The 26,964-nt window shown below is 56.2% G+C and carries 29 protein-coding genes and 1 pseudogene; 18 read left to right on the forward strand and 12 right to left on the reverse strand.

Annotated features, from left to right (window positions below; all coding sequences use genetic code 11):
• Window positions 1–73: 73 nt before the first annotated feature.
• Together RGR602_RS37930 and RGR602_RS11405 are read right to left on the reverse strand one after the other, a co-directional pair.
• Window positions 74–463, reverse strand: coding sequence for a hypothetical protein (locus tag RGR602_RS37930; protein WP_170250228.1), 390 nt, complete (start codon window positions 461–463; stop codon window positions 74–76).
• Between the two features lie 56 nt (window positions 464–519).
• The gene (locus RGR602_RS11405) at window positions 520–1,041 is read right to left on the reverse strand and encodes a Spy/CpxP family protein refolding chaperone (protein WP_039845196.1); all 522 of its coding nucleotides are present in this window, start codon (window positions 1,039–1,041) and stop codon (window positions 520–522) included.
• 66 nt (window positions 1,042–1,107) lie between these two features.
• On the opposite strand from RGR602_RS11405, the gene RGR602_RS11410 reads away from it, so the two are divergent.
• Both RGR602_RS11410 and RGR602_RS11415 read left to right on the forward strand, forming a co-directional pair.
• Window positions 1,108–1,662, forward strand: coding sequence for a Crp/Fnr family transcriptional regulator (locus tag RGR602_RS11410; RefSeq protein ID WP_223843936.1), 555 nt, complete (start codon window positions 1,108–1,110; stop codon window positions 1,660–1,662).
• Window positions 1,663–1,717: 55 nt separating this feature from the next.
• On the forward strand, window positions 1,718–1,921 hold the full coding sequence (locus tag RGR602_RS11415; protein WP_039845198.1) for a heavy-metal-associated domain-containing protein: 204 nt from the start codon (window positions 1,718–1,720) through the stop codon (window positions 1,919–1,921).
• 394 nt (window positions 1,922–2,315) lie between these two features.
• On the opposite strand, the gene RGR602_RS11420 is transcribed toward RGR602_RS11415, so the two are convergent.
• On the reverse strand, window positions 2,316–2,978 hold the full coding sequence (locus RGR602_RS11420) for an adenylate/guanylate cyclase domain-containing protein (protein WP_039845199.1): 663 nt from the start codon (window positions 2,976–2,978) through the stop codon (window positions 2,316–2,318).
• A 161-nt stretch (window positions 2,979–3,139) separates the two neighbouring features.
• Here RGR602_RS11420 and RGR602_RS11425 point away from each other — a divergent pair, with 161 nt between their 5' ends.
• Both RGR602_RS11425 and cueR read left to right on the forward strand, forming a co-directional pair.
• A complete protein-coding gene (locus RGR602_RS11425) occupies window positions 3,140–5,620 on the forward strand; it encodes a heavy metal translocating P-type ATPase (RefSeq protein WP_039845200.1) in 2,481 nt (826 codons plus the stop codon).
• A gap of 58 nt (window positions 5,621–5,678) precedes the next feature.
• Window positions 5,679–6,143 (forward strand): Cu(I)-responsive transcriptional regulator, encoded by a 465-nt coding sequence (gene cueR, locus RGR602_RS11430; RefSeq protein ID WP_039845201.1) that lies wholly within the window; start codon window positions 5,679–5,681, stop codon window positions 6,141–6,143.
• Window positions 6,144–6,221: 78 nt separating this feature from the next.
• On the opposite strand, the gene RGR602_RS39660 is transcribed toward cueR, so the two are convergent.
• Window positions 6,222–6,371, reverse strand: coding sequence for a MerR family transcriptional regulator (locus RGR602_RS39660; RefSeq protein ID WP_170250226.1), 150 nt, complete (start codon window positions 6,369–6,371; stop codon window positions 6,222–6,224).
• A gap of 169 nt (window positions 6,372–6,540) precedes the next feature.
• Between RGR602_RS39660 and RGR602_RS11435 the strand changes: the two genes are divergently transcribed.
• From RGR602_RS11435 to RGR602_RS38260, 3 genes are read left to right on the forward strand one after another with little or no spacing between them, the layout of a single operon-like run.
• Entirely contained in the window at window positions 6,541–6,948 is a 408-nt protein-coding gene (locus RGR602_RS11435; protein WP_223843937.1) for a mercuric transporter MerT family protein, read from the forward strand.
• A 12-nt stretch (window positions 6,949–6,960) separates the two neighbouring features.
• Complete coding sequence (locus RGR602_RS11440) at window positions 6,961–7,257, forward strand: cation transporter (RefSeq protein ID WP_052451535.1); 297 nt, start codon at window positions 6,961–6,963, stop codon at window positions 7,255–7,257.
• Between the two features lie 28 nt (window positions 7,258–7,285).
• Complete coding sequence (locus RGR602_RS38260) at window positions 7,286–7,516, forward strand: GDCCVxC domain-containing (seleno)protein (protein ID WP_082046526.1); 231 nt, start codon at window positions 7,286–7,288, stop codon at window positions 7,514–7,516.
• Between the two features lie 102 nt (window positions 7,517–7,618).
• Here RGR602_RS38260 and RGR602_RS11445 read toward each other — a convergent pair.
• Window positions 7,619–8,058: pseudogene (locus RGR602_RS11445) on the reverse strand (cytochrome c).
• A 491-nt stretch (window positions 8,059–8,549) separates the two neighbouring features.
• Here RGR602_RS11445 and RGR602_RS11450 point away from each other — a divergent pair.
• Window positions 8,550–9,632 (forward strand): acyltransferase family protein, encoded by a 1,083-nt coding sequence (locus RGR602_RS11450; protein WP_246703692.1) that lies wholly within the window; start codon window positions 8,550–8,552, stop codon window positions 9,630–9,632.
• Window positions 9,633–9,855: 223 nt separating this feature from the next.
• Here RGR602_RS11450 and RGR602_RS11455 read toward each other — a convergent pair whose 3' ends face one another.
• The 3 genes from RGR602_RS11455 to RGR602_RS11465 form a co-directional block, all read right to left on the reverse strand.
• Window positions 9,856–10,296, reverse strand: coding sequence for a cytochrome c (locus tag RGR602_RS11455; protein WP_246703691.1), 441 nt, complete (start codon window positions 10,294–10,296; stop codon window positions 9,856–9,858).
• Between the two features lie 226 nt (window positions 10,297–10,522).
• On the reverse strand, window positions 10,523–10,855 hold the full coding sequence (locus RGR602_RS11460; protein ID WP_039845204.1) for a four-helix bundle copper-binding protein: 333 nt from the start codon (window positions 10,853–10,855) through the stop codon (window positions 10,523–10,525).
• Window positions 10,856–10,869: 14 nt separating this feature from the next.
• On the reverse strand, window positions 10,870–11,304 hold the full coding sequence (locus tag RGR602_RS11465; protein WP_039845205.1) for a DUF305 domain-containing protein: 435 nt from the start codon (window positions 11,302–11,304) through the stop codon (window positions 10,870–10,872).
• 522 nt (window positions 11,305–11,826) lie between these two features.
• On the opposite strand from RGR602_RS11465, the gene RGR602_RS11470 reads away from it, so the two are divergent.
• A complete protein-coding gene (locus RGR602_RS11470) occupies window positions 11,827–12,321 on the forward strand; it encodes a cytochrome b (RefSeq protein ID WP_039845206.1) in 495 nt (164 codons plus the stop codon).
• A gap of 2 nt (window positions 12,322–12,323) precedes the next feature.
• Here RGR602_RS11470 and RGR602_RS11475 read toward each other — a convergent pair whose 3' ends face one another.
• Window positions 12,324–12,767, reverse strand: a complete 444-nt coding sequence (locus RGR602_RS11475; protein WP_039845207.1) for a YqaA family protein — start codon at window positions 12,765–12,767, stop codon at window positions 12,324–12,326.
• A gap of 283 nt (window positions 12,768–13,050) precedes the next feature.
• Between RGR602_RS11475 and RGR602_RS11480 the strand changes: the two genes are divergently transcribed.
• The 7 genes from RGR602_RS11480 (at window position 13,051) to RGR602_RS11505 (ending at window position 18,908) form a co-directional block, all read left to right on the forward strand.
• Entirely contained in the window at window positions 13,051–13,443 is a 393-nt protein-coding gene (locus RGR602_RS11480; protein WP_039845208.1) for a hypothetical protein, read from the forward strand.
• Between the two features lie 93 nt (window positions 13,444–13,536).
• A complete protein-coding gene (locus RGR602_RS38265; RefSeq protein ID WP_082046527.1) occupies window positions 13,537–13,764 on the forward strand; it encodes a hypothetical protein in 228 nt (75 codons plus the stop codon).
• Entirely contained in the window at window positions 13,761–15,227 is a 1,467-nt protein-coding gene (locus RGR602_RS11485; protein ID WP_039845209.1) for a TolC family protein, read from the forward strand. Before RGR602_RS38265 ends, RGR602_RS11485 begins: the two co-directional genes overlap by 4 nt.
• Window positions 15,228–15,241: 14 nt before the next feature.
• Window positions 15,242–16,588, forward strand: coding sequence for a multicopper oxidase family protein (locus RGR602_RS11490; protein WP_039845210.1), 1,347 nt, complete (start codon window positions 15,242–15,244; stop codon window positions 16,586–16,588).
• Window positions 16,589–16,620: 32 nt separating this feature from the next.
• Window positions 16,621–17,100 (forward strand): cupredoxin domain-containing protein, encoded by a 480-nt coding sequence (locus RGR602_RS11495; RefSeq protein ID WP_039845211.1) that lies wholly within the window; start codon window positions 16,621–16,623, stop codon window positions 17,098–17,100.
• Between the two features lie 27 nt (window positions 17,101–17,127).
• The gene (locus tag RGR602_RS11500) at window positions 17,128–17,412 is read left to right on the forward strand and encodes a copper-binding protein (RefSeq protein ID WP_039845212.1); all 285 of its coding nucleotides are present in this window, start codon (window positions 17,128–17,130) and stop codon (window positions 17,410–17,412) included.
• Between the two features lie 140 nt (window positions 17,413–17,552).
• On the forward strand, window positions 17,553–18,908 hold the full coding sequence (locus RGR602_RS11505) for an adenylate/guanylate cyclase domain-containing protein (RefSeq protein WP_039845213.1): 1,356 nt from the start codon (window positions 17,553–17,555) through the stop codon (window positions 18,906–18,908).
• A gap of 395 nt (window positions 18,909–19,303) precedes the next feature.
• Here RGR602_RS11505 and RGR602_RS11510 read toward each other — a convergent pair whose 3' ends face one another.
• On the reverse strand, window positions 19,304–20,389 hold the full coding sequence (locus RGR602_RS11510; RefSeq protein WP_052451537.1) for an acyltransferase family protein: 1,086 nt from the start codon (window positions 20,387–20,389) through the stop codon (window positions 19,304–19,306).
• A 731-nt stretch (window positions 20,390–21,120) separates the two neighbouring features.
• Between RGR602_RS11510 and RGR602_RS11515 the strand changes: the two genes are divergently transcribed.
• Both RGR602_RS11515 and RGR602_RS11520 read left to right on the forward strand, forming a co-directional pair.
• The gene (locus RGR602_RS11515) at window positions 21,121–21,516 is read left to right on the forward strand and encodes a hypothetical protein (RefSeq protein WP_039845214.1); all 396 of its coding nucleotides are present in this window, start codon (window positions 21,121–21,123) and stop codon (window positions 21,514–21,516) included.
• 195 nt (window positions 21,517–21,711) lie between these two features.
• Window positions 21,712–22,782 carry an IS3 family transposase gene (locus RGR602_RS11520; protein ID WP_082046529.1) on the forward strand — a complete coding sequence of 357 codons (1,071 nt, stop codon included), beginning with the start codon at window positions 21,712–21,714 and terminating at the stop codon, window positions 22,780–22,782.
• A gap of 388 nt (window positions 22,783–23,170) precedes the next feature.
• Here RGR602_RS11520 and RGR602_RS11525 read toward each other — a convergent pair whose 3' ends face one another.
• Both RGR602_RS11525 and RGR602_RS11530 read right to left on the reverse strand, forming a co-directional pair.
• A complete protein-coding gene (locus tag RGR602_RS11525; RefSeq protein ID WP_039845215.1) occupies window positions 23,171–25,138 on the reverse strand; it encodes a hypothetical protein in 1,968 nt (655 codons plus the stop codon).
• Window positions 25,135–26,877, reverse strand: a complete 1,743-nt coding sequence (locus tag RGR602_RS11530) for a hypothetical protein (RefSeq protein ID WP_203226150.1) — start codon at window positions 26,875–26,877, stop codon at window positions 25,135–25,137. Before RGR602_RS11530 ends, RGR602_RS11525 begins: the two co-directional genes overlap by 4 nt.
• Between the last annotated feature and the right edge of the window lie 87 nt (window positions 26,878–26,964).

The following is a 26,964-nucleotide window of genomic DNA, read 5'->3' on the forward strand; positions in this document are numbered from 1 at the left end:
GCTACGACCCCGCCAGGAAACAGGTAGCCGCACTCGCGCTCACGCGAGCAGCGACGGTCAAAGAGGATGAGAACTAGACGCGTGGTGGTCGTGCCGGAGGTTCCACCACGGCAGATGCTAAACCCGCATCATGACCCACTAGGAAGGACGGCGCTCCCGGATAAGAAACCGATAGGCTGGCGGCGTCTGAGGCTTGCACAAGAAGCATAGACGCGCAGATGAGCGCCAACGGGCAATTCTTCGAGCAGTCAATTGGCGGCTGCTTCTCGTCCGGACAGCAAGGCATCTCCTCGGTGATAGAAGCGGTATCCGCAGACGCCAGCGGCATGTCCATGCCTGCCATCGCGGCAGGTCCCGACGAGGCCATCGCGCTTTTCGCCACGCCCATACTCACCGGGCCAAGAATGACCCCGAGCATTGCAAGGACGCAAAACAGGCGTTGAATGGCGGCGACGAACTTCATCTGCCTATACTCGCATGCCACCTTGGCCGAAGAAAGCGGGCTCACGAAAATTTGTGCTATTTGCGATATCCGCGAAGCTCATTGTATTTGGCAATCTGCTCTGGCGTCAGGATCGCTTTTACCTCCAAGTGCGCTGAAAGATGAATCATTCGCAGGCGTGAGCGACTTTCCTCAGCGTTATCGATCAGGGCCGGTAGTTGGCTTTCCGCAACCGACCTGTTCTTGAAGACGGCATCAAGCTCGCGCTCGGCCGCCACGAACCTCTGCCCTTCCTGTATCGCGCGACGCTGCATGTCGGCGAATATGGACTGGACGCGATGAACCTGCTCTTGCGTAAGCCCGATTTCATTTTTCATCGCAAGCAGGTGCGATGGGCCCGGATACCCGTTCAGCTCGGCAGGTTTCGCAAGGCCCCAACCGCCCCCACGCATCAGTTCGTCGATGTCAGCTTCGGAAAGCGATTTGATCTGGCGTCCAGTCTCTTCGGTGTACGGCGACATCGTGTGGTGCTGGTGCTGTTCAGTCGCGAAGGCGGCATTCGAAAGAAGAACGACGGCGATAGTCGAAACAAACTTCATGAGGGTTCCTCAGGTGGACGCCCTCCACGCTTGCCCGCTTTCGCCCCGTAGGACATGATCGCTATCATGTCCGATCTCTTTCTCGACCATTTTCTGGAACTGTCGACAGGCAAAGCAACCTTTGCGGCCGGACAGCATATCTTCAATCAAGGTGACGCGATCACATGGCTGTATCTGATGCGGGCCGGAACAATCCATCTTGTCCGACACCAAGCCGATGGGAACGTCGCCGTGCTTCAGCGGGCTTCGCCAGGCATGGTCGTCGCAGAAGCTTCCGTGTTCTCGTCCCGGTATCATTGTGATGCGGTCGCCGTAACGAATTCCGAGGCGCTGATCATTCCCGTAAATTCCGTCAGGGCGCTCCTCAGGAATGAGCCCGCATTCGCAGAAACCTGGGCTTCTTATCTGTCGCATCAGCTGCAACAGGTACGTAAGCGTGCGGAAATCGCGAGCCTCAAAACCGTTTCAGCGCGTTTAAACGCGTGGCTTGCTTGGAATGATGGGTTACTGCCATCAAAAGGTGAGTGGAAACACCTCGCTGATGAGATCGGAGTGTCGCCGGAAGCGCTTTATCGAGAACTGGCAAAGCGCGGCAAATCTTTTTCGCACAAGACTTCTTGACCTTCCCATGGTGGGAAGCCCCACATGTGAATGGCCGCAAATTACGGAGACGACCATGTACGAGTTCGAAATTCAGAATATGACCTGTGGACACTGCGCCGGTACGGTTGAAAAGGCGATCAAGGCTGCCGATCCAGCAGCGTCTGCCAGCATCGATCTTACTGCGAAGAGTGCCAAGGTCGAGACTAGAGTTGATCCGGCGACCATCAAGGCTGCAATCGAGAACGCGGGCTACCCCTCAAGTTTTAGGCAAATTTGACGGCGGCCGGAGCACCGGATTGAAGCGGTGCTCCGCTCCGACTCTCTAGGCTGCCTTGCTCGGTGCAGTCATCATTTCCTGCTTCACCGCATCAATCGACGGTCGCTCGTAGGACGAGATTATCCTACGCCCGTTACCATTTGGGTGCGCCCGTGGTGGACATAAAATTCAGCAGGGACCTTGTAGCATGGTCCTTACTCTCACCTCCGACGACGGCGACGCTGCTAAATGTGCCGCCGAGGAGAGGACGGAGCGAATCGATGCCCTTCAGGCTTCGTAGCCGACATACGCCATCATCAAGTTTACGCTATTGCCCTTCACGGTTTGCGGCAATCGCTGGCTCGATACGAAGATCGACTTCGTTTCCGCCAAGACCTGATCCAGGATTGTCGTGTCACCGGGGCAACTCATAGGTCTGGGGCGACAGTCGATATGCTTCTTCACAAAGCGGCGAACAAAACCACGGCCCCTGAGGGGCGGCCCGCCTATAGGATGAATACGGTGCATGCATCTTACACACCGGATCGATCCAGGCCGGGTCAGCCGACGGACCAAGCTCGATCTCATAGAGAGGGACTTCCCCGGCTACCGATCTAATCGCCACCATCCCGAGGTCTCGCACTAGAATACCTCTGGCGGCAGCCGCCTCGGCAATGGGTTGAGTGGCAAGCAATTGACCAGGCGATGCGAGCGCGGCGATGCGGGCAGCAACGTTGACAGTCGATCCAAAGAGATCGCCTGCTCTGCGGATCACCGGCCCATGGTTCAGCGCCGTCCGAGTAAGCGGTAGCCGCGATTCTTTACGGCATGCCTGCAACAGCGTTCCGAGTACCTGGATCGCTGTATCGGGCTCAGGAAACGAGAGCATTGCCTCATCGCCGATCCATTTGATCGGGGGCTCATAGCCGCTGAGGGCGTCGCGGACCATGCTTTCGAATACTTCAAGCACGTCAAGCGCAGCCGCGTCACCATACACGTCCGCAATAGCGCTGAAACCCGCGATATCTATGAACGCAACGGTGGCGGGAGCTTTATCCAAATTCTCTCGCTGCCTCACATCGCTCTCCTTGGCCCGAAGATTTGATCGCTAGCAACGCCGCATTCTCGCTCGCGTTCGCTTCCTAAGCAACGTCTGAAACTCATCGCCAACAATGAGTCCTTGACCTTCCCATCATGGGAAGGATTACTTATGTATGCAGTTCAATGAGGGATCGTCCCATGACTGCCATATCACAGATGGAAAAATCGACCGCGCTGCCCATCCCGACCGAGTTCGGGATCGAAGGAATGTCCTGTGCGTCGTGCGTCGTCCGGGTCGAGAAAGCCATCAAATCTATTCCCGGCGTCAATGCCGCGTCAGTCAACCTTGCGACAGAGCGAGCAACGGTAACTTTCAAGGATGCGGTCGATACCGTTGCCGTCCTGCAGGCCATCGAGGGTGCTGGCTATGAAGCAAAGATCGAAACGCAGGAATTTCTCGTCGAGGGTATGACTTGCGCGTCTTGCGTCTCGCGCGTCGAGCGTGCCCTCAAGGCGGTTCCCGGCGTTACGGAAGCCAACGTCAATCTTACGACGGAGAAGGCGACAATCCGTTATGTGTCAGGCGCAACGACCTCAGCGGCTCTCTCCGCAGCCGTCCGCAATGCGGGTTACGAGACCAAAGCCACTGTCAATGTTGCCCCTGAGGATCAAGAAGATAGCCGCGACGTTGAAATTCGGTCTCTCCGCAGAGAGCTACTTCTCGCCGCCGCTTTAACGCTGCCGTTGTTCACCGCGGAAATGGGCTCGCACTTCATTCCCGGGGTGCATGGCTTCATCATGGACACGGTCGGAATGCGTGAGAGCCTGTACGCCCAGTTCGGGCTGGCAACCATCGTATTGTTCGGCCCAGGGCTTCGTTTTTTCCGCAAGGGTGTCCCAAACCTGTTGCGTTGGACACCTGATATGAATTCTCTTGTCGTTCTCGGGACAACGGCGGCGTGGGCCTATTCAGTAGTCGCCACGTTTCTTCCGAGCGCCCTGCCCGCTGGTACCGTTAACGTCTATTATGAGGCAGCAGCCGTCATCATCACGCTGATCCTTCTGGGTCGGTACCTTGAGGCTCGGGCGAAAGGCAAAACCAGCCAGGCAATCAAGAGGTTGCTCGGCCTTCAGGCCAAGACTGCCTTTGTCGATCATGGCGGTGAATTCGTAGAAATACAGATCAGCGATGTCGTCGTCGGAGACGTCATTCGAATTCGCCCTGGCGAAAAGGTGCCGGTCGACGGGACTGTCGTTACTGGTGCATCCTACGTCGATGAAGCCATGATAACGGGTGAACCGGTACCAGTCTTGAAGACCGCCGATAGCGAAGTTGTCGGCGGCACCATCAACAAGACCGGTTCCTTTACGTTCCGCGCAACGAAAGTCGGTAGCGACACTCTGCTCGCGCAGATCATCAAGATGGTCGAGGCAGCGCAGGGCTCGAAACTGCCGATCCAGGCGCTGGTTGACAAGGTCACCGGCTGGTTCGTGCCTGCTGTGATGGCCGCAGCTCTCCTGACGTTCGGCGCTTGGATGCTGTTGGGGCCATCTCCGGCTTTGAGCTTTGCGCTGGTCAATGCAGTCGCGGTCCTGATCATTGCCTGCCCCTGCGCCATGGGCCTCGCGACGCCAACCTCAATCATGGTCGGCACCGGACGTGCTGCAGAGCTTGGCATCTTGTTCCGCAAAGGCGAAGCACTTCAAAGCTTGCGGGATACGCAAATCATCGCAGTCGATAAGACGGGTACACTGACCAAGGGCAAGCCCGAACTCACCGACTTCCAGGTGTTGCCAGGCTATAGCCGTGATGATGTGCTCTCTTGGGTCGCCAGCCTTGAAACCCTCTCGGAGCATCCGATTGCGGAAGCTATTGTTGCAGCAGGAAAGGCAAGTGGGCTTCTGAACCTGGAAGTATCTGGTTTCGAGGCATCGCCGGGCTTCGGCGTGAGCGGTATCGTTGCCGGGCGTAAAATTCTCGTCGGTGCTGACCGAGCGCTGGCCCGCGAAGGCATTGAAGTCACAGCCTTCGCCAGCCTCGCAAGCGATCTTGGTCGCGAAGGAAAGTCGCCCCTTTACACAGCTGTCGACGGACAACTGGCAGCCATCATTGCGGTGTCCGATCCGATAAAGGAAACGACGCCAGCCGCAATCCAAGCACTACACGCCCAAGGCTTGAAGATTGCGATGATTACCGGCGACAATCGTCGCACGGCAGAGGCAATTGCCGCGCAATTGGGTATTGATCAGGTTATCGCGGAGGTTCTTCCGGACGGCAAAGTAGAGGCCGTTAAAAAGCTTCGCGAAAACGGCCAGAAGGTTGCGTTCATCGGCGATGGCATCAACGATGCCCCGGCCCTGTCTGAAGCTGACGTCGGCCTGGCGGTCGGTACCGGTACCGACATCGCCATCGAAAGTGCGGATGTCGTGCTGATATCAGGCGATCTGACCGGTGTGGCTCGCGCCATTGCACTCAGCCGGGCGACGATCCGGAACATCATGCAGAACCTGTTCTGGGCCTTCGCCTACAACGTCAGCCTGGTGCCGGTGGCAGCCGGTGTCTTGTATCCAATTAACGGCACACTGCTCTCGCCGGTCTTCGCAGCGGGGGCGATGGCAATGTCCAGCGTCTTCGTCTTGGGCAACGCGCTTCGTTTGCGTCGTTACCAAGCCAACTGATAGCAGAGCTGCATCGCGGATTCCCGGTGCAGCTCCCTCGCAATGATAGGAAAAAACGATGAACATCGGACAAGCAGCCAAAGCCAGCGGCGTGTCGGCGAAAATGATCCGCTACTACGAGCAGATAAAGCTGATCACGCCAGCGCATCGTACGGAATCGAGTTACCGGACCTACTGTGAGAACGACATTCATACGCTCCGCTTCATTCGCCGAGCACGCGATCTCGGGTTTTCGGTTGAACAGATGAAAACCTTGCTCGCGCTATGGCGAGACCGTTCACGCGCGAGCGCCGACGTCAAAAGTATTGCGCTGGAGCACATCGCCGAACTTGAGCGGAAGGCAGCTGCGATCCAGGCAATGACGCAAACGTTGAAGCACCTCGCCAACCATTGCCATGGCGACGAGCGGCCGGATTGCCCAATCATCGAGGAGTTCGCGAACTCGGCTAGCGATGATGACCTGCCAGGTATCAATGCCCGGTTTGGTGTGAATGGTCTGCGGACTGAGCTGCCCTCGCGCTGATCAGTGTCCGAAGGCTTCAGAGCCGCAACATGTGCGATTTGGTTGATCGGCAAATGTCGTCCGCCAGCGTTAGCGGCTTCATTCACTGAGAACGCTCAAAATTGGACAGTACATCGCATCTCCGAATTCGCAAAGCTCCACCGTGCTGGCGAGCGTCTGTTCCATTCGGCGCAGATCGGCAATCTTCTGGCGAATGTCCGTGAGATGCGTGAGCGCAACCGTCTTCACCTCGCCGCAGCTGAATAGTTTCGATGTTTACGCTCGACAGACGCGATAGTTCTCCGATGGGAAACGTCCCGGTTCTCAAGGACGTGACAACACTCATAAAAAAATCCCTTGCTTCTGTAGTCGCTACAGGAAGCACAATAGCACATCCGACGAAATGAGGAGTATGTGCATGACAGCGCGAATGAAGATTGGCGAGGCCGATGACCAACCCAAAAAGGAGACCAGACAATCAATCAATGGCCTCCTGGCGGCTGGTGGCATCATCGCCGCACTTGGCGCGTCCTCATGTTGTGTCGTACCACTTGCGCTACTCGCGCTCGGCATAAGCGGCGCTTGGATAGGCAATCTGACCGCCTTTGCCCCCTATCAGCCTCTCTTTGTCACGGCTGCTATTGGCTGCCTCGCTGTGGGTTTTTTGCGCGTCTACTTCCCACAAAAGGCGTCATGTGCGAACGGCACCTCTTGCACGCACCCGCGTTCGTCGCACCTAACCAAATTTTCCCTTTGGGTGGCGGCGGTGCTGGTCACCGTGGCTGTGGCGTTTCCCTACCTTGCTCGTTTTTTCCTCGAAACCTGATCGAGCACTGACATGAACACTCTTCTTCGGACCATTTTGATCGTCTCTGCCCTAGTGTCGGGTCGCGCTGTGGCTGGCGAGCGCACCGCGACGCTTGATGTCGAAAACGTGAGCTGTGCCGTTTGTGCGCCGATTGTAAAGCGAACTCTGTCGCGAATGCCGGGAGTGCGCCAGGCCGCATTAGTTGAACAGGACGGCACGGCGACAGCGACCGTTAGCTTTGACGACGAGCAGGTGACGCAGGAGGCGCTGGCAGCGGCGGTCACGAATGCAGGCTTTCCTACGCAGGTGCAGGTCACCCAGCGCTGATCAGAATTTGTAAGCAAAAGGAGAATCTATGGTGCAACTACGCTCAACGCTGACATGTCCGCACTGCAGACAGCAGGCAACGGAAATCATGCCGACAGATGCGTGTCAGTATTTCTATGACTGCAGAGGTTGTGGAGCGATATTGCGACCGAAGGACGGCGATTGCTGCATTTTCTGCTCTTACGGTTCCGTTCCCTGTCCGCCGATACAGCAGATGCGAGAGTACGAAACACCAGACAACTGCAGCCCCATTGCGTAACCAAATTCTCACTGCACCCGAAGCGGTCAAGCCTTAGAACAGGCTACTCGGCATACGAAGCGTCATCCCCACTCCTAAGGAGTCGCGTCAATATTTGTGCTGTCAATCCGACATACGGAACTTGGTGTGGCAGGTCGTACAGGCTTGCACCATAAGGTGAAATGCATGCTCGGCTGGGATCGCTGACAATTGCGCTTCGTTTTGAACATGCGTTCCCAGCGGCCCACCGCCCATCGGCTCTCCTGGTTTCATGCGCATGCTCTCCGTGATCGCCGCAGGATTTTTGTCGGCGGCTGCGTCTAGTGCGGTCGCGTATGCCTTCAGATCGTTCGCCAGACGATCAAACCGCTCGCGCTCTTCGACGATATTTGGTTTGCCTTCGACTTTGGATCGGCGGCTTCGGCCGCAAAATGGGCGATCAGCCCCTCCCCGGATTTGTCCCGAATGGTGTCGGCGGCCCACTTGAACTCGCCTGGGGAGTATGTGGCTGGTACCTTAAACATTCCGGCGATGGACTTCGTGGCGGCGGCAATCGCTTTCATATCGGATTGCCTCGCAACGATATCGCCAGCAGCAACGACCGCCGACGCAAGCGCAAAGCAACAGATAACCGCATAGAGAAAAAAGTTGGGCTTCATTTCAAACTCTTCATTCTTTCCACCAACCAGTCGTGTCCAGCAGGCTCCTGCCATGGATTTAGAAGTCGAAAGGGAGGGCAAAGTGCCCAGCTCCTAACAAAAATGCAAATCGATGTATCTTCAAACACCCAAATTTACGAAAAATTTAGGCTAATTTTATCGATCTAAATCTGCTCGTTTCGGCCTGAAAAAAGAAAGTTTAGGTTGCACCAACGCGTCCCTTTGGCGTGCCCCAACCTTTTCAGAGACAGTCACGGATCGTCGCAATGACTATTGTCTATTCAGATTCTGCATATTTTCCTTCAGCGCGAAGTCTCTCTTCTCATACAGCCGAAAGGGTGCAATCCAGGGCGGTTGGTCCCGATGTTCTCCGATCATTGGCGATCCTTCTCGTCATGCTCGTGCACCTCCCTATCGAGGCGACACCGTCGATGCTCGTCGGCGTCCGCAATTATGCATGGGTGGGAGTGGATATTTTCTTCGTTCTGAGCGGATTTCTGATCGGAACCCAACTCTTCAAAGAGATTTCACGGACAGGAGGCGTGGATTTAAAGTCCTTCTATCTCCGTCGCGCCTTCCGTATTTTTCCGGCGTTTTTTATTGTTCTCGGCCTCTACGCAATTTTTCCCATTCTCCGCGACGCCCCGACGATGCAATCGATCTGGAGCTTTGCGACCTTCACTGTGAACTTCAACTTCGATCCGCGCGTAGGCCGTGCCTTTACGCAGGCATGGTCGCTTTGTGTCGAGGAGCATTTCTATCTGGTCCTGCCGCTCCTCGTATTGCTCCTGCATCGCCGGATCAGCATGCGCTGGACGCTTCTGATCGCTGCGGCAATGGTGATTGCGGGAATGATCCTTCGGTACACGATCTGGGAGAACCAGATCGGAGTCCTCGTCGACGCCGACAAGCTGAGAGATGCTTTCGCCGTCTATCTCCGGGACGTATACTACCCGACATACACCCGCCTAGATGGCCTGATGTTCGGTGTGATCCTTGCTGCTGCGAGATTTTTCAAACCGGAACTCTGCAAGCGTTACGCGCCTGCGCGTGTGGCCCTGCCGATAGGCGTCGGCCTCGTCGCGGCCGCTCTTGTGCTGTTTTCGATTCGAGGGCCACTTGCCGGAACAAACCTCTTTCTCGTCTTTCAGGCGCAGCTTGGTTCGGTTGCCGGATTCCCGCTCATTTCAATCGGTATCGCTCTCATTCTCGGCGCTATGCTCGACCTGGAGCATGTTCTCAAACGATGGCCGGTTCCGGGTGCCATGGTCGTCGCCACCTTGTCATATAGCCTGTATCTGACCCACAAATCGGCCTTTCATATCGACAGGCTCATCTTTGGGGAAGCGAACCTCCAGGGCGGCTCCGGCTTCGTGGTCTATCTTGTCACCAGCTTCGCTGCAGCAGTTGTGCTGTGGTTCTGTGTCGAGAGGACGTTCCTTCTCCTTCGGGATCGGGTTCTCTCTCCGAGCAAATGACCTGAACTTGCCAGCTTCGATCACAACTCGAAGCTGGCAAAAGTCAGTTTCTCGCGATGGACTTCTGCAACAGCTCCAAAGTTGGGCAGAGGTAAATCGTCGCTCCTGTCGCGCGTTGGCATCATCTTATCAACTTGGGTGACAGCAATCCACGAACGAATCCTGCTGCAACCGAAGTGCGAGAAAAGCCCCTTAAATACCCTCAGCAGACGGAAACCTTCGACTACTGATGCTTCTCCCGAAATCGAGCATGACATACTTTGCACGTCTGGAGCATCAGGTGGAACGAGTGTTCTGCGGGGATCGAGCCAAGCCTTTTAGCCGAGACGTCCGTGCCGAAAGGGCCGCCGCTCATCGGCTCTCCAGGCTTCATCCGCATGTCGCTAGTCATCTCGCCGAAATTTTTCTGCGCCGCCGCTCCCAATGCATCGGCGTATGCCTTAAGATCGTCGGCAAGTCGGGCAAAGTGATCCCTTTCCTCAAGGATATCTGCTTTGGCGTCGGACCCCGCCGCCGGTACTTCGAAATTGAAGTGCTCGATGATGGTCTTTCCAGACTTGGCGCTGATCGTTTGGGCAGCGTTACCAAAAGCTTGTGCGTCATAAGTAGTCGGATCGAGAAACATGTCGGAGATCGCCTTAGCCGCCGCCGAGATGTCTTTCATATCCTGCTTTCGCAGCGGGACCAGGTCACTTCCCGAGAAGCTTGGCTCCGCTAAGGAGCTCAACCCAATGACTAGAAGGAGACCTATAAAAAGCCTCTCCTGCGACTGTCTCATAACGATCACCTGTTCGCCCAAGAGAATGGATGCGCGAGATAGGCTATTTGCAATTTGGTAACATTATGATTTTGCAAGAGGAGGCGGCAGCCGCCTCCCCTTAACGCAGCATTTAAGCCGCCATTTTCTCGCAGCTTTCAGCGCAACGACGGCACGCACCGACACAGCTGTCCATATCGCCGACGCGTTCACAATCAGCCGCACACTGCCTGCAGATTTCTGCGCATTCTCGGCAGGTGTGCTTGTGGTGCTCTGTGCCGACCAGCATGAAATGCGCCGACGTCCTGCAGATTTCAGCGCAGGCCATCATCAGTCGAAAGTGATCTGGCTTCGTATGCTCACCGCCCATTGCCAGGCAGTGTGTCATCGCCATCGACAGACATTCCTGATAACAGGCGAGGCAGTTGTCGATGCACTCCTTCATCTCGGAAGATACGTTATGCATGGTCGGGTCTCCTGTTACTTGGCTTCCTTGTCGAGCCACTTGGTCATGTCGACGATCTCTTTCTTCTGAGCATCGATGACCATCTGAGCCATCTCCTTGGCTTCCTTGTTGTCGCCGTACTTCAGCTCGACCTCAGACATGCTGATCGCACCCATGTGATGGGCGATCATTCCGCAGATGAAGGAGACGTCGGCATCCTTCTTCATCATTCCCTGCATCATGTTCATGTGCATGGACTTCATTCCGTCCATCGATGCCTTCTGGTAGTCGGTCATCTCGCCCATAGGCATGTCGCCGCCCGACGACATGCCCATCTTCGACATGTCCATTCCTTCAGTTTTGCACTTTTCGGGATAAGTCATCTCCTGGGCCGATACCACAAGCGGAGCCAGCGACAGCAGAGCAGTTGCGCCGACAATGGCGAGCGAAGTTTTCACGAAAACGTTCATTGGATTCTCCTTTTGAGATCAGTTGATGCTTGAAGACCTTCAGACGCCGGTAGCCTTCGGCGGCGGATCAATCGGCCTGATCAGGAGAAGCGGACTGGAGGTGGCAACCGACGGTCGAACGACGAGCGGCTCCGAAAGTGGCTGCGCGGCGGTTGGAAGTGTGGGCATGATCGGACAACAATGCATGCTCACGCAGCACAGTCCCGGGAGACGATCCAGCTGATGACCTTGCGAGTGACCCGCAGGCACACGCAGAGAAATGCAGCCTTCATCACCTGCATTGGCGAGGCCGCCCGGAATGTTGACCAAGGTCAACGCCACCAGCAGTATGACGGCTAGACGGCAGATTTTACTCCAGCTGACCATACGTCGAGATTCCCTTCCGCCGGAGAACTCTCGCGGTAGAAAGATGTTCCGCTACCCTCTGAATTGGATCGGCCGAGCGAGAAGGCAACGGCCCGGAAATGCCTTAACCGAAGTTCAAGGGACGTGCGATACGACTGGTGGCATTGAGGGATTGAGATGACGCCGCGCTACTCGCTTTCGCAGATTGTGCTCCATTGGGCTGTGGCCGTGCTGATACCCATCCAGTATTGGACAGGCAGAAGCATCGAGCGGACGCATCACGCGGTTCACATGGGCCTGTCCCCAGACCCATGGGACGTGATCCAGCATCACGTTCATAACTACGCCGGGATTGCTATCGGGGCGCTCATGGTTTCCCGGTTAAGTCTCCGGGTCATTCATCGCAGCGCCTTGAAGCATCCAGCGAAAAGCCCGGCGGATCGGCTTGCACGCGCGATGCACTTTGCATTCTACGCTGCGATTATCGCTCAAGCGGCCATGGGCTTCGTCGCAAGCTACTTATGGTTCGGGATCGCACCGGTTCATGTCCTGGGCTCGCGCGTCATTCTGGCGCTATTGGCGCTGCATATCGCTGCGGCGGCGTGGCACACATTTTTTTGGCGCGACGAAACTGTCGACCGGATGATCTTTCCCAGACGCACACTTTCTTGAGGTTACGACATCAATTTCAGAGTGGCCAATGTCAGGACGACGTAGCGCCCTGTCTTAGCGATGAATACCAGGATCGTGAACGTCAAAAGCGGCTCGCGCAATACGCCCGCTACGATGGTCAGGGCGTCTCCGAACAGCGGCATCCAGGATAGCAAGAGCGACCATCTTCCGTATTTGTGGTACCACCGGGACGAACGTTCGAGCGATTTCTCGCTTACGGGGAACCAGCGTCGATCACGAAAGCGCTCGATACCTCGCCCGAGGAACCAGTTGACAACGCTGCCTAGTGTATTTCCAACGCTCGCCACCGTAAGAAGCAGAATCCAGGAGAATTTTCCGCTGAGCACCAAACCAACGAGCACGGGTTCCGATTGCATCGGAAGAATGGTGGCAGCCCCGAGAGCGACCAGGAAAAGGCTCGCATACGCGGAAATGTCAGAAAACATTGATTCCGTTACTCGTAATCCTGCTCTCTCGGAAAGCCTGTTTGTCCCCTACACAGCATTTCTAAACGTATTCGGCATATTAACCGATACTTGAGGGCGAGAAATAAACGGAGCGGAATGGTCGCCGAAGGACGTCATTTCGCCTTGACCTTCCAACCTTGGGAGGCTCCATGTTCCTCTAGCTTGCAGGACCGCCGTCACAGAAACGACGCGAATCTTTGGCAGCTATTCGTCGCAATTGAAAGTCGGCTGCTGTGATAGTAGTCGACGGAGCATGGGCAAAATGTATCGAATCGCACTGAGCAAACTGCTCTTGATTGTGCGGCTGGCGATCATCGTATCGCTGGCAGGCTACAGCTTGTCCAATGCGAACGCGGCCATGCACGGCACGGCATTTCCTGAATTCGAGCAAGCCGCTTCGCAGGTTATGCAGCACGGCGACCATGACGAAGTCCAAATGTCTGGACACGGTCACTCCCACGATCATGCTGCTGGTGACAACGACGGCACCAAGTCGGTGAAGAAGGATTGCTGCAGCGACTTTTGCGCGGGCATTGGCATCATTTGCAACAGTCATGACGTTGGCGGACCCGTTGTGACCTCAATTCGGCAGTTCGTTGACGATCAGCAAACCTTTGGCGAGCTGCCTCCCCTTCACCGCCCCCCGAATATCTGAATAGCGAGTCCATCCGCGTGCGCGGATGAACCTCGGCTTGTCTCGGATCGCGTCTGAGACAAGCCGGACTGCACTCATATTTCGGAAAAATTCATGAGACCTTCTATTATATTGGTGGTCGCATTGCCGCTCATCGTAAGCGGATGCGCAGCCACAGTTCCTCCTGACGTTGACACACCCGACGCTCAGCTTTTGTCCAGCGCCAATCCAGTACGGTATCGCAGCCCGATTTCCGGCTATGTCAATCGCCAGCCGGTTGATCCGAAGCCATGGCGGCAACAGAACCAGTCGCAGTCTCCTGCTGAAGGAGACCCGTCATGACCCCGACGAAAACGCTCGCGGCCATCGCAGTTATTCCATTTGTCCTAGCAGGCTGCGTCAGCAGCGCGGAATATGCAAAGAAGGAAGCCGGTTTCAACACCGTCTCCAACAAGACTGCTGCCATCGCCTCTAAACGAACCGCCTGGGTGCAAAATCAGCAGCAGGCGCAGGCAGCATCTGCTCAGGTCAAGACGCTCCTGGCTCGCAAGAAGTCACTCGACGTCGAGACCGCCGTACAGATCGCATTACTGAATAACAAGGGCCTCCAGGCGGCGTATGCCGACCTTGGCGACAGCGCGGCTGACGCCTGGCAAACGACAATGTTCCTGAATCCGACTGTAGCCGTTGGCTTGACCGGCATCGGGACGCCCGGGCTGGAAGCCTTCAAGACAGTCGAAGGGGCAATCGTCACCAACATTCTGGCGCTTGCCACAAAGAAACGTGACATCGAAATCGCTGACACGCGGTTCCGGCAAGCACAGTTGAACGCTGCGTCGCGTACGCTTCAGCTTGCCGCCGACACCCGTCGCGCCTGGATCAACGCCGTTGCTGCCTGGGAGAATGTGGGCCAGTTACAACGCGCCCAAGCGACTGCGGACGCAGCCTCCGAGCTGGCGCAGAAGCTGGGTGAAACCGGCGCAATGACCAAAGGCGCTCAAGCTCGCGAGCATGTGTTCGTAGCCGAGCTTGCGGGCGAAACCGCAAAAGCACGTCTCGCGGCCCGGCTGACAAAGGAAGAGCTTACGCGCCTTATGGGGCTGTGGGGCTCAGACCTCGACTATCAAGTCCCGAATAGCCTGCCGTCCCTGCCAAAGGCTGTCGCGAAGCGCGATACCATTGAGGCGGAGGCACTTCGCAACCGCATCGATCTGCAAGTCGCCAAACTTGAGTTGGAGGCAACCGCTCGCTCCTATGGGCTGACCGAGGCGACACGCCATGTGACCGATCTGGAAATCCTGACCGGGCTTGAAACGGAGCGCGAAATCGAGGACGGCGACAAGAAGGTCGACACGACTGGATTTGCCGAGCTGGAATTCGCGATCCCGATCTTCGACACCGGCAAGGCTCGCATGAGGAAAGCCGAGTTGGCTTACATGCGGGCAGCGAACCAGCTCGCCGAGAAGGCAATCAATGTCCGGTCGGAGTCGCGATCTGCCTACGAGGCGTACCGGTCGAACTTCGATATCGCCCGGCACTACCGCAACAGCGTCGTGCCGCTGCGCACCAAGGTCGAAGAGGAGTCTCTGCTGACCTACAACGGCATGATCACCAACACGTTCGAGCTGCTCACCGACACGCGCGACAAGATCAATTCCATCCTGCTCTCCGTAAACGCCAAGCGCGACTTCTGGCTGGCGGAGGCCAACCTCGCGCCAGCCATCTACGGCGGCGGCGCTTCGGCTGCGTCAGCAGAGACGGAAGTTGCCTCTACTTCCGAGAGCAGCGGCGGCGGCGGCCATTGAGAAAGGAAATCGCTATGTTCAATAGAAGACAGATCATTGGAGCCAGCGCCGCTCTGCTTTCGACGGCCGCCTGGACTAAGACGTCGGCAATGGGCTTGCCGGACGCACCAACGATGGAATCGGCGGACATGCAGCCACCGCTCCAACCAACGTCGGGACCAGATTACCAGCCAGTGGTTACGCTGAATGGCTGGACCCTGCCCCATCGGATGAACAACGGCGTCAAGGAGTTCCATCTCATCGCCGAGCCCGTCGAACGCGAGATGGCCGACGGCATGACGGCCTATCTCTGGGGCTACAACGGCCAATCTCCGGGTCCGACCATCGAGGCGGTCGAGGGAGATCGCGTCCGAATCTTCGTGACGAACAAACTGCCGGAGCACACGACGATCCACTGGCATGGCATGATCTTGCCGTCCGGCATGGATGGCGTCGGCGGATTGACGCAGCCGCATATCCCTGTCGGCAAGACCTTCGTTTACGAGTTCGACCTCGTGAAGTCGGGCACCTTCATGTACCACCCGCATTCCGACGAGATGGTGCAGATGGCGATGGGCATGATGGGCATGTTCATCATCCACCCCAAAGACCCGATGTTCATGCCGGTCGACCGGGACTTCGTCTTCCTGCTCAACGCCTACGACATCGATCCTGGCTCCTACGTGCCGCGCATCATGGAGATGACCGACTTCAACATGTGGTGCTGGAACAGCCGCGTCTTCCCGGACATCAGCCCGCTGGTCGTTTCCAAGAACGACCGCGTCCGCGTCCGCGTCGGCAATCTGACGATGACGAACCATCCAATCCACATGCATGGCTACGACTTCGAGGTGACGTGCACCGACGGCGGATGGGTGCGGCCCGAAGCGCGGTGGCCGGAGGTCAGCATCGACATCCCGGTTGGCGCGATGCGGGCTTACGAGTTCGACGCCAAGTATCTCGGCGACTGGGCGATCCATTGCCACAAGTCGCACCATACGATGAACGCGATGGGACATGACATCCCGACATTCATCGGGGCCGACAAGTCGAAGGTCGCCGAGAAGATCAAGAAGCTGCAGCCGGAATACATGCCCATGGGCACCAAGGGCATGGCCGATATGGGCGAAATGGAAATGCCTATCCCCGAGAACACCATTCCGATGATGACCGGCTGGGGGCCGCATGGCCCCATCGAGATGGGCGGCATGTTCTCGGTCGTGAAGGTCCGCGAGGGCATCTCGGCGGGCGATTACTCCGATCCGGGTTGGTACGAGAATCCGCCCGGGACCCAGGCTTGGGAATGGACCGGCGAACTGCCGGACGCGACCAAGGCCAAAGACGCGAAGACACAAATCACCCCGAAGCCGACAAATGGCTGAGGCTCAATCTTCCACATCAAAAGGATTTACGCATGAAGAACTATGTATTGGCACTGGCGCTCGTCGCCCTCGCAACCCCAGCCTTGGCTACCGGCAATCACGCTGGCGGTCACGGTGAAAAAATGGCCATTGGCGAACCTGGTGATAAAGCCAAGGCGACACAGACGATCCGCGTCACGATGAAAGAAACCGACGACGGGAAGATGCTGTTCACCCCCGCCGTCTTCAACGTCCGCAAGGGGCAGACGGTCAAGATCGCGATCAAGAATGCCGGAACAGTCGACCACGAGTTCGTGCTCGATCAGGAAGACAAGATTCTTGAGCATAAAGCGGTCATGGAAAAGTTCCCGGAGATGGAACATGACGATCCGAATTCGATCCGACTTCCGGCCGGTCAATCCGGCGAGATCATCTGGAAGTTCACCACCGACGGCCAGTTCAAGTTCGCCTGCCTGATCCCCGGTCACTACGAGGCTGGCATGCACGGCGACGTCACCGTCGGCGGGAAGTAAAGTAATTGAACCTAAGGAGTTACAGAAATGAAAACCGCAATGAAACTTGCCGTTGCTGCCTTGCTCTCGCTCAGCACAGCATTTGGAGCTTTCGCCCAGGAATTCACCAAGGGCGTCGTCAACAAGGTCGACACCAAAGCAAAGAAGGTCACCATCAAGCATGAAGACCTCAAGGGCCTCGACATGCCCGCGATGACCATGGTTTTCCGCGTCGAAGACCCGGCTCTGCTGGAAAAGCTGAAGGAAGGCTCGAATATCGAATTCGTTGCCGAGCGCGTGAACGGCAAAATCACTGTCACTCAGGTGAAGTGAGCCAGCCCGCCGTCGCTGAGGCGACTTTATACGCGGCCGTCGTTGGCGGCCGCGTAACCTTATCCACATCAACTTCGACAACGAGCGCGTCCGTTATAAAACACGCAGGCGCAATCGAATACCTTCCGGTAACGACCGCCATGAAATCTGTAATCGGCGCTCATTGGAATTACGCGCGAGAAATTCGTTCGATCCTTCTGCGGTTTGTCGCCTTCGCCATTCTTCTCGCCAACCTCTTGCTAGGCGGCAACGAAGGTGCCGAAAGGACGCATTTAATCGTCGTCGTCAGCTATCTCGTCATCAGCATCGCATCCGTCGCGACAGCGCGATTCCTTCCTGATCGCTCTTGGCTGAAAACGCTCTTTGTCGTACTCGACGCCTTGCTGGTCGTCTTAATTTTGTATGCGCACATCCTTGGCGGACCGGTTACCGAAAACCACAATTTGACGACAACCGGCTTGGTGGTGGCATTCATCCTGCTCAACCATGTAGGCCTCAAGCTGGATCGGCGGCTCGTCCTTATCTTCTCTGGCCTCGTCCTCGCTTCCTGGATGACCATGCTGGCTATCACCGCCGCGAGACATCATTCGGCTGACATGGTGTCGTTGATCGGATCGTTCTTTAATCAGGACCTGGGCCTCACGGTCAGCTTTGGCTTCACCGCCCTTGCAATTTATCTTCTCGCGAAGGACCACGACCGGACGCATAAGGAGGCGCTGCGAGCGGATGAGCGGCGTCTCAACCTTTCGCGATTCTTCTCGCCGCTCGTGGTCGCAGACCTTGAGGAAGGCAGCTCGGCGATCGATCTGGAACGTCGTAACGCGGCGATCATGTTCGTTGACCTGCGGAATTTCACAAGCTTTGCCGAAAATGCGCCTGCACGCGAGCTAGCCTGGGTGCTGGGGGAATATCGGCACCTTGTTTCCGGCACCATTTTTGAGCATGGCGGGACCGTCGATAAGTTTATCGGTGACGGGGTCATGGCGGTGTTCGGCCAACCCTCCCCCACAGAAGACGACGCAGACCGTGCCTTGGCATGCGCTCTCGATCTCGTCGATGCGCTCAGCGATTGGAAGAACCACAGTGTGCGGAATGGTTACCCTGCCCTGAACGCAGGTATTGGCTTGCACTACGGCACGGTCGTCGGCGGGGTTCTGGACAGCGGATGCCATAGCGAGTTCACCGTGATCGGTGATGCGGTTAACGTCGCCCAGCGCCTGGAATCTCTGGCCAAATCATTCGATGCGCCGCTCGTCGTATCGTCAGCGCTGATGGCGCAATTGCGTGAGCCAGTTCCGACCGCGCTCTGGATACCACAGAGTTCGGTGGTTCTGCCGGGACGTCGGCTCCCGATAGATGTGTGGTATTTGCGCCGGGAAGCAGGCTTTACTCCCGCCGAGGAGAACACAAACTACGAGACGGGGGGCGTGCAGACCGCCTTCCATAGATCGTCCTTCCAGTTATCGCCTCCCGCCCCCGATATGTGCACCGGATAATCGATGCCTCGGACGGATACCTTGGCTGGATAGCCACATTTCACGAATGCTCGATGCTTTCCCGGGTCGCTGTAACCGCCACCCGCAGCATTGCCTTGTGAAAGCGAAATGAGGACGTCGAAATCATATCCAGCTCGCTCTGCGGTGTGATTGCTTATAAGGCCAAGGCTGACCACGGTGTCGTCGTCGAAATGCGCCGTATGAAAAATCAATGGTTCCATTGCCTTCGCATTGGAAACCAATGACAGCCCGGCGACAAATACGATCAGATTCCAACGCATTCACCCCTCCCGTGGTTCATGCGAATACAGACCATATCACTTCGACGGCCGTGCTGCTATCAATTCCCAGAGATCAGGCCGAGAACAGATGCGGCTATCGGCTACACAAACGCCTCATGATCGAAGTGGCATCGCATTGGCAGTCTGTTGTGCCCAATAACGCCGTAGCCATTGCTTCATCCATTGATGGGATGGTTTGTCGAGTGCGTGGTAACATGCCATTCCCACAGCCATGCAGGCGACAAAGACGGCCGCGAAGAGGCTTAACTGCTGGCCGAGCGGTGCGTTCCCAGCCTCAAACCCAGTTTTCTCAAAGATGTACTTGCAGAAGGCGATGGTGATCAGATGCGAGAGGTAGATCGCGTAAGAGGCATTGCCGATGTGACAAAGAAATTCGACCTTCCGCAGCCTTCCGTTGCGCTCGTACGAGAGTGCACCAATCAATAAGAGCGCCGCAGGCAATCCCCACATTACGGCTCTCCGAAATCCACCCTCGGGCGGCTCCACCCAGAACGAAAGCGCGATACCAGCCACGCCTAGCGCGATAAAAAGCGTGTCCATGGTTTTTGGAAGCGCCTTACCAGAAACGTACCAGACAGCGATGAAAATACCTGCGAGAAACTCCGACAACAAGGGTGACGCGATTACTTTAACGGCGGCGACTTCGCTGGAGAGGAACCGCGCCAACATCAAACTTCCCAAGGTCACCGTGAGGTAGGTTAAGCGATGTCTTTCCTTTAACAGCAGCCCGAACGCGAATACGAGATAGAAGAACATTTCGAAGTTGAGCGTCCAGCCCACGGCAAGTGCTGGTTCTACAGCTCCGTTCCGGGCAGAATACGGAATGAACAACAGCGATTTCGCAACCTCAGAAACAGTCGAGGATGCCTCATCAAATGGCCCTGGGGACAGTGTCGCGCCAACGACAAATATTATGGTGAAGAGCGAGTAGAGCGGGACGATCTTGATAATTCGATGTGCGAGAAACTCGGCAGGCCCCATAGATTTTCCGGCGGTAACCGACCACATAATGAAGCCGCTGACGAGGAAAAACAAATCGACGCCAGCCGCAAGCGGCCGCCACTCCCAGCCGAAGATGAAACCGATGTGATAGACAGCGACTGCCGTTGCGGCGAACGCTCTGAGATATTGAACCGAGTAGATCATTTCCCCTGGTACGCTGAGCCTAGCATTGCTCATTGTCCGTCTCCGTGTTCGAGGAGAGTCGCTGTTCGTCGACGGCCTTCACACGTCGAACTGCCAAAAGGTCGACAATCTGCCAGCTATGGCAATTCGCTTTCGACGAGCCACTTTCCTGTCGTTCTAAGGATGTTTGTGGATAAAGAGGCTGCTTACCCGCGCCTCAAACCGCAATTTCGAACCGGGGCGGCCGTTCGATTCCATAGCCGAGCCGCTTTGCTTGCTGGGATGGCTCTTTTAGGAAACGCGCACCTGCGAGAGCTTCGGAGCCTCGATGTGATTGAAGCGCTGGATAGAATTTTTCGTGAGTGTGGTCGGAGCAATGTATCTCAGTTGCGGCGTCGGCCGCCGCTAGTGAAACATGTCGACTGCAGTCAGCCGAATACTCTACCTGGCTTGCCAAGGGGATTAAGGACGAACTGATAGAGCTTAGTTCATGCGCCAGCTGGTGGCGTCCGGATAGAGGCAGAAGGAAAACAGTGAGCGCAGCAACTGCAACGATCAGCCTCAAAAACCTTTTTCCTAAGCCGCGTTTCACCTTGTCACACTCCACATTCTTGCGCTTTGCAAGCAAGAAAGAAGAGCATAGCGAAACCTCGACTTCCTTGTAACTCGTCCAAAGGTACTACTCCGAGCTGCCCTGCCTCTCATAAATTCGGCCATCAACTTGAACGAAGATAAGCCACCCGCGCGGGATTGCAGACTTTTGGCCGACGCGGTAGCTCTTTCCCATGCGAGAGCCTGATATCGACGTGGATGGTTGGTGCTTAGATGATGGGGAGGAATACCATCGGGCCGCACCCGACACTTTTTGGATTCCTGATCGTGAAGCTCGCGAGGCGCTGCAGCCCGGCGACTTGGCGAAGCTGATCTTCCGTATCAGCGTCGATGATCCGGAAGCGCCTGTTGCGGTGGAACGCATGTGGGTGCTTGTGCGTGAACGCATCCCAGGTGGCTATTTCGGTATCTTGGACAACGATCCTGAAGCCATCGACGATAACGAGGAATTCTGGAGCGGCATCGAACTGCCCTTCGCCGCCCGTCACGTCATTAACATTGATGGGCGGGACGAAAACACCATCGCGCTTGCGGCTCAGGAGCCGAAACGGCGATGGCAAAAGTCCTGAAGAGCGAAGCCGCGAACTCGGTCGGCCTCGATGATTGGCTCGCGTAAAACCAAGTCTCTCGAAATCCGCCTTGAATGATTTTCTGAGTTCTTTATCCGCGTAGCCCGTCTGTAGCGTCTCAGGTAGTTTCGTTGACCTGCCACTGAGAATTTCCTCCAGAATGGATTAGAGTTCGGCCTATTAAAGGACGGACGAATGAAGAAGCAGCGATTTACGGAAGAGCAGATTATTTCGGTGCTGAAGGAGCAGGAGGCTGGCGCGAAGGTGGCCGACCTCTGCCGCAAGCACGGAATTTCAGAAGCAACGTTTTATAATTGGAAAGCCAAATACGGCGGCATGGAAGTCTCCGAGGCGAAGCGGCTGAAAGCGCTTGAGGACGAGAATAAACGCGACGCCGTCGCGCATCTGAAGACCGTCATGAGTCTTTCGGAACGGCGGGCCTGCCAGATTATATCTGCGGATCGGAAGATGGTGCGATATCGGTCCTGCCGACCGCCGGAGGTAGAATTGCGGGCGAAGCTGCGCGATCTTGCCAATGAGCGAAGGCGTTTCGGATATCGGCGACTGTTCGTCCTGCTTCGGCGGGACGGAGAACCGGCCGGCGTCAATCGCATCTACCGGCTCTATCGCGAGGAAGGTCTTTCCGTTCGCAAGCGGAAAGCCCGGCGGCGTGCGGTCGGCACGCGTGCGCCGATCCTGGTTGAAGCGAAGGCCAATGCCCGCTGGTCGCTGGACTTCGTGCATGACCAGTTTGCCTGCGGCAGACGCTTCCGCGTGCTCAACATTGTCGATGATGTGACGCGCGAATGCCTGGCGGCGATCCCGGACACATCCATCTCCGGTCGACGTGTCGCCCGAGAACTGACGACGCAGATCGAACGACGCGGCACCGAACTAACGTCGAATGCCATCCTTGCCTGGTCGAAGGATCACAAGGTCGAGTGGCACTACATCGCGCCGGGAAAGCCGATGCAGAACGGCTATGTTGAGAGTTTCAACGGTCGGATGCGCGACGAGTTGCTCAACGAGAGCCTGTTCTTCGGCCTCGATCATGCCCGAAGCGCCATTGCCGAATGGGCGGACGATTACACTACTTTTCGGCCGCACTCATCGCTCGGATACCAAACCCCGGCAGACTTTGCCGGGACCATCGCCGCAACCGGCTCCAACGCTGCGCAAGATGAAAGCTTCGCGTTTCCGCCGGTTGCTCAAACCGCGCCTGTTGGCGTATTCAAAACCGCCGGGGCTCTAGTCGCCGCTGGATGAAAGTTCAGTGGCAGGTCACACCTTACAAAGGGCCAGAACGAAACGCAGCGAGTGCCTCGTCAGGAATGTGCTCCTCAGCGGGTAATTTAGGTGCTCAAGCAGCGATTTTCCGTCAGGAACCCGAAGATCACGACCGCTCTAACGCTTTGGAAAGTCACAAAGCGACAAAAAATTAAGCCATTGATTTTGTTAGATCTCGGAAATTTTCTGACTCTAAACCCCATATTTTTTCCGGAAAGATCGAAATAATTTCCGACAGAGTAAAGTAATGCCCGCCAACACTACTGTCGCCACAACGCAGCTGAGATTCGATCAACCCATTGATTTTAAGAGTCCCAACCAAAAAATGTCGATTCTCTGGCACTCATTGGGCCCGAGTTCATGGCCCTTAGCATTGATACCCTAGTCCGCTAAAGTACTCGTTCATCACCCCTCTGTCACGAACCGAGGGGTGATAATGTACGGGAAGAATGCCGACGCCTCGAATAGCGCGTAAAGCCTGAGCCACCGATAAGTGTGGATGTTGATTTATGGCGAGGATGGCCATGATCTCTGCGCCGCCGATGTACCGTGCGCGAAAGGCGGTAGCGTCGCTAAACTTTATGCCATTTAAAGGGAGCAGGTTGCTGGTAATTAGCGTGGAAACTTCTTTGCACGACACGCCAATATAAAAACCAGCCTCGTAATTGGAAAGCACCACGTCATTCATCCAGTCCTCTCGGACTGCCTGCGAGACTATCTTCCGTAAATGCTCGACGTCTTCAATTCGAAGACGATGGATCAAAGGTCGATTTCCATCAGACATCGTTACCCTTAACGTTCCTTCCGTCACCTCGCCCACGACCGTCGGCCATGCGAGGAAACCTCCGGAAATTGCAGTTACCGCTTTGTAGAGGGAAACGCTCCCGGGCGTGTCCGGTTTAGCGATGTCATGAATGCGGGTTGATAGGTCCTCGAGGTGCTCTGGGTTCTCAACTAGGAATTTGAAAAGCTTAGGGTCTGGGTGTCGAACAACTCCGTTTGCGTAGAGTCTGACGAGGTCAAGAAATGGAAGACCGCTGGCCTTAAAGTCCGACCTGACGGCTTTTGAACTTCGGGACAATACTGTGGCGAAGAGCAGCTTGTCGTCTTGATCTTTGAGCCTGAAGCCGTCCTGTTTGGCTGTTCGCGCGCGCGGCCTGCGAAAACGCTGCTCTTTCGTCTCGGGCAACTTTGGCGGCGGACGTCTAGCCGCCAACCCTGATCGAAGCTGGTCTTTCACCAAACGGAAAAAATTTATCCCAAACAGGTTGCGAGAATGGAAGACCTCGGCGATGACCGGGTTCTCGGAACCGTGTCCCATGGTCAGCGTCGGGAATCGCCAAGTATCTTGAACCCTCTCCGCCAAATCAATAACGCTAGTCGGCCAATTTCGGATCGCCAGGGCCGCTTCATCGAGCGCCTTTGGAGAGACCGCTCCTTGCAAAAGCGTTCCGCGCTGCCGATCGACCAGACGTGCCAGCAAAAGTGAAAATTCGAAAACCTGTCCCCTATCGAGGCAACGCAGATCGTGATGAAGGGTTCTCACCGTATCGCGCTTTGGATCGAGCGCCGGGTCGACTAAGGAGCACGCAAAGTCTATGTTTTCATACGTTGCCAAGTCGACGGTCGGCTGCCGGAAGTCCCTTAGGTCTGTTGTTGCGCGACCCGTGTCGGGATTGCGGCAGGAATGACAATGGTAGAGTCCCAGCGTTTGATTGAATGTCAGCATTGCTCCGCATTCAGGATTCGGGCAGTGATCCATCAGGTGCTCGTGGTTCCCGGGATCGAACGTCAGCGGCAAGAGTGACCAGATTGCTTTTTGGTATCCGTTCGACGCGAGAAAGCTCGGTGACACCCGCCGGTGCGGTGCAAGTTGTGAGACAAAAATCGTAGTGCCGAAGAACCTTACAGTTCGAGGACCTTGTCTCACGTACCGGAGAGGTGCGATATCGCTCTCCCCTACTGGCGCTCCGAGATAGTCGGCGAAGGCCGCGTCGTCTTCGACCAGGTCGACAAAATTTCTATGGCTGAAATATGCCTTTTTCCTGCCGAACGCAGCTTGCCACAATCCGGACGGATACTCCTCGCCGTTGCGATCAGTCGCCCTGAGAAATATATCGGGCAGGCCCTCGCCTACTTGCGGCGAGACCGGAAGCGCAATGCGTCGTCCAGACAGACTGTGCCATCTCTCAGCAACGGAGACAGACGATGCGACCGGGTGACCGAAGAACTCCCCTTCGGGTAGATAATGATACAGCGGCTTCAGGTCGTGGTCCGCCTGCTGGTGACGATCTAGCTCTGCGGCACCGTCATTAATTGAAGGCTTCTGTCTCATGTCGTTCGGCCCCGTATAGCTTTCAAATCCACCAGCCCACTCCCGGAAAGAAACTCTGTGACTCCCGCTCGCGACCAAAGCGTAGCGCTAGGTAAGGTCTGCCGAACCACAGGAGAACTTAAAAGCGAGCGCCTGACGGCACCGGGAGCTGCGGTCCCCTCCAACCGGATACGGTCTACGATCTCAGTCGTGAACATCCAGTCCCTCCTGAAAACGGTGACATCCTTCGCAGTCACAGTTGCCGGTAGGAAGTTTTGAACAATTAGCTCGCGGGCTATTCTGGGGTTTTTGCCCAGCGCCATCGCGACGTCATTTTTCGTAAAGAGCGCATGAGTGCCAAGGGCGGCTGCCGTCGCGCATTTGTCGACGGACGTCAGTACGTCATCAATTCGACAACGTAACCGCTGCCAAACGGGAAGCGCTGACGTCTGATCTACATAAGCCGGCAACGCGCCGGTGCAAATATCCCTTAGGACGGCGGCGCATTGAGCGCCGCTGATGTCCGTCATCGTGAACAGTGCCGATGAAACCGATATGGTATGCTCGTCTGGACGGGTCGAAGGCAGCTTGCAGATCGAATCGATAAGCGCAATCGGTGGGTTCTGTATAGAAGGAACGATGTTCGCCAGCATACCTGAAAGCTCGGGCAGCAATCCGGCTGCAACAAGGTCTAGCAACCACGGAAACGGAAGGCCCAAGTCTGCGGAGAGTTTCCTGCATTGGGCAGAGCTTCTCAACAGGCTCAAAGCAATCTGTCCCATCTCAACTTCATGTTTGGCAAGCATCCCTGCGAGCACCGTTCGACCGACGAAGTGGCCCGAATTAAAGTTTGCAACAGATTGATCACCCTGCTTTGACAGCCGACTTATTGCCCCGCTCCGCAAGTTGAAGTCTACGCGTCGCTTGAGTAGAGCTCGAGTCTGACGAGAGAGCGTCGGGTCATTCTGCAGCTTGTGGAGCGGGTGCATTCCGCGACCATGAGGGTCCTCAGCTTGAATTTGATCAAGGAGATCATCGAAACCACTCGGCCATTCCAGCAGTGCGCGGCCAGCCTTCTCGATGTCTTCCACATCGAGAGGTTTAAGTCGGCTCCGTTTGCCGAGCGCCGCGCCAACGCTGACTGCTAAATGGAAAAGCTCACCTCGCCCAATTGCCGAGAAATCGGAATGTAGCCGGCGAGAGGTTGAGGTCGCATCAGGCTCGATTTGAGATCGAAATAAACCGATCGCTTCCACGTCACGAAACTCGACGATCTCCTGTTCGAACGCACGCAGATCGACTGCACCGCGTAGAGTGTTCGTGTCATCATGGCATTTGTCACAAAACGAGACACCGTAGCTCCTCGCCCAACCGAGTTGCCGTCCGCAAACCGGGCAGTGATCGAGCAGCCGCTCCCCGGTTTCGAGGTCAAAGCTGAACGGTCTAAGTGCCCATATCCTCTTCTGACGTTCCGCGAGCTTCAACGATCGTGGTGCCACGCGCCGGTGACTGACTATCTGAGATCGTCGTACCTTGAGTTCCCCCAGACGGCTCCAGTCTCGACTGTTGTTTCGCTCGTCCGACAGCAGGTTCTTGACGTGCTCCACGTCTGTGCGGAGACCGAGAACGCCAACAAGTCGGTCCAAGTCTTCGGCGGCTGCCCCTTCATGCAAACATGAAAGTCTACGGAATGAACGGGCAGCACTGAGATCAATTACGAAACTCGTAGCTGGAAATCCGTTCCGTGCCGCGGCCTGCATTGCCGCGCCCCTAACGTCCTCTCCTGGCAGCAGGTCGACAGGGAGCGCAAAAATCTGTCCTCTCTTCTCGTGCCGATCAATGAAATA

Origin of the sequence: Rhizobium gallicum bv. gallicum R602sp (assembly GCF_000816845.1) — a bacterium.
In the GTDB taxonomy this organism is placed as follows: Bacteria; Pseudomonadota; Alphaproteobacteria; order Rhizobiales; family Rhizobiaceae; genus Rhizobium; species Rhizobium gallicum.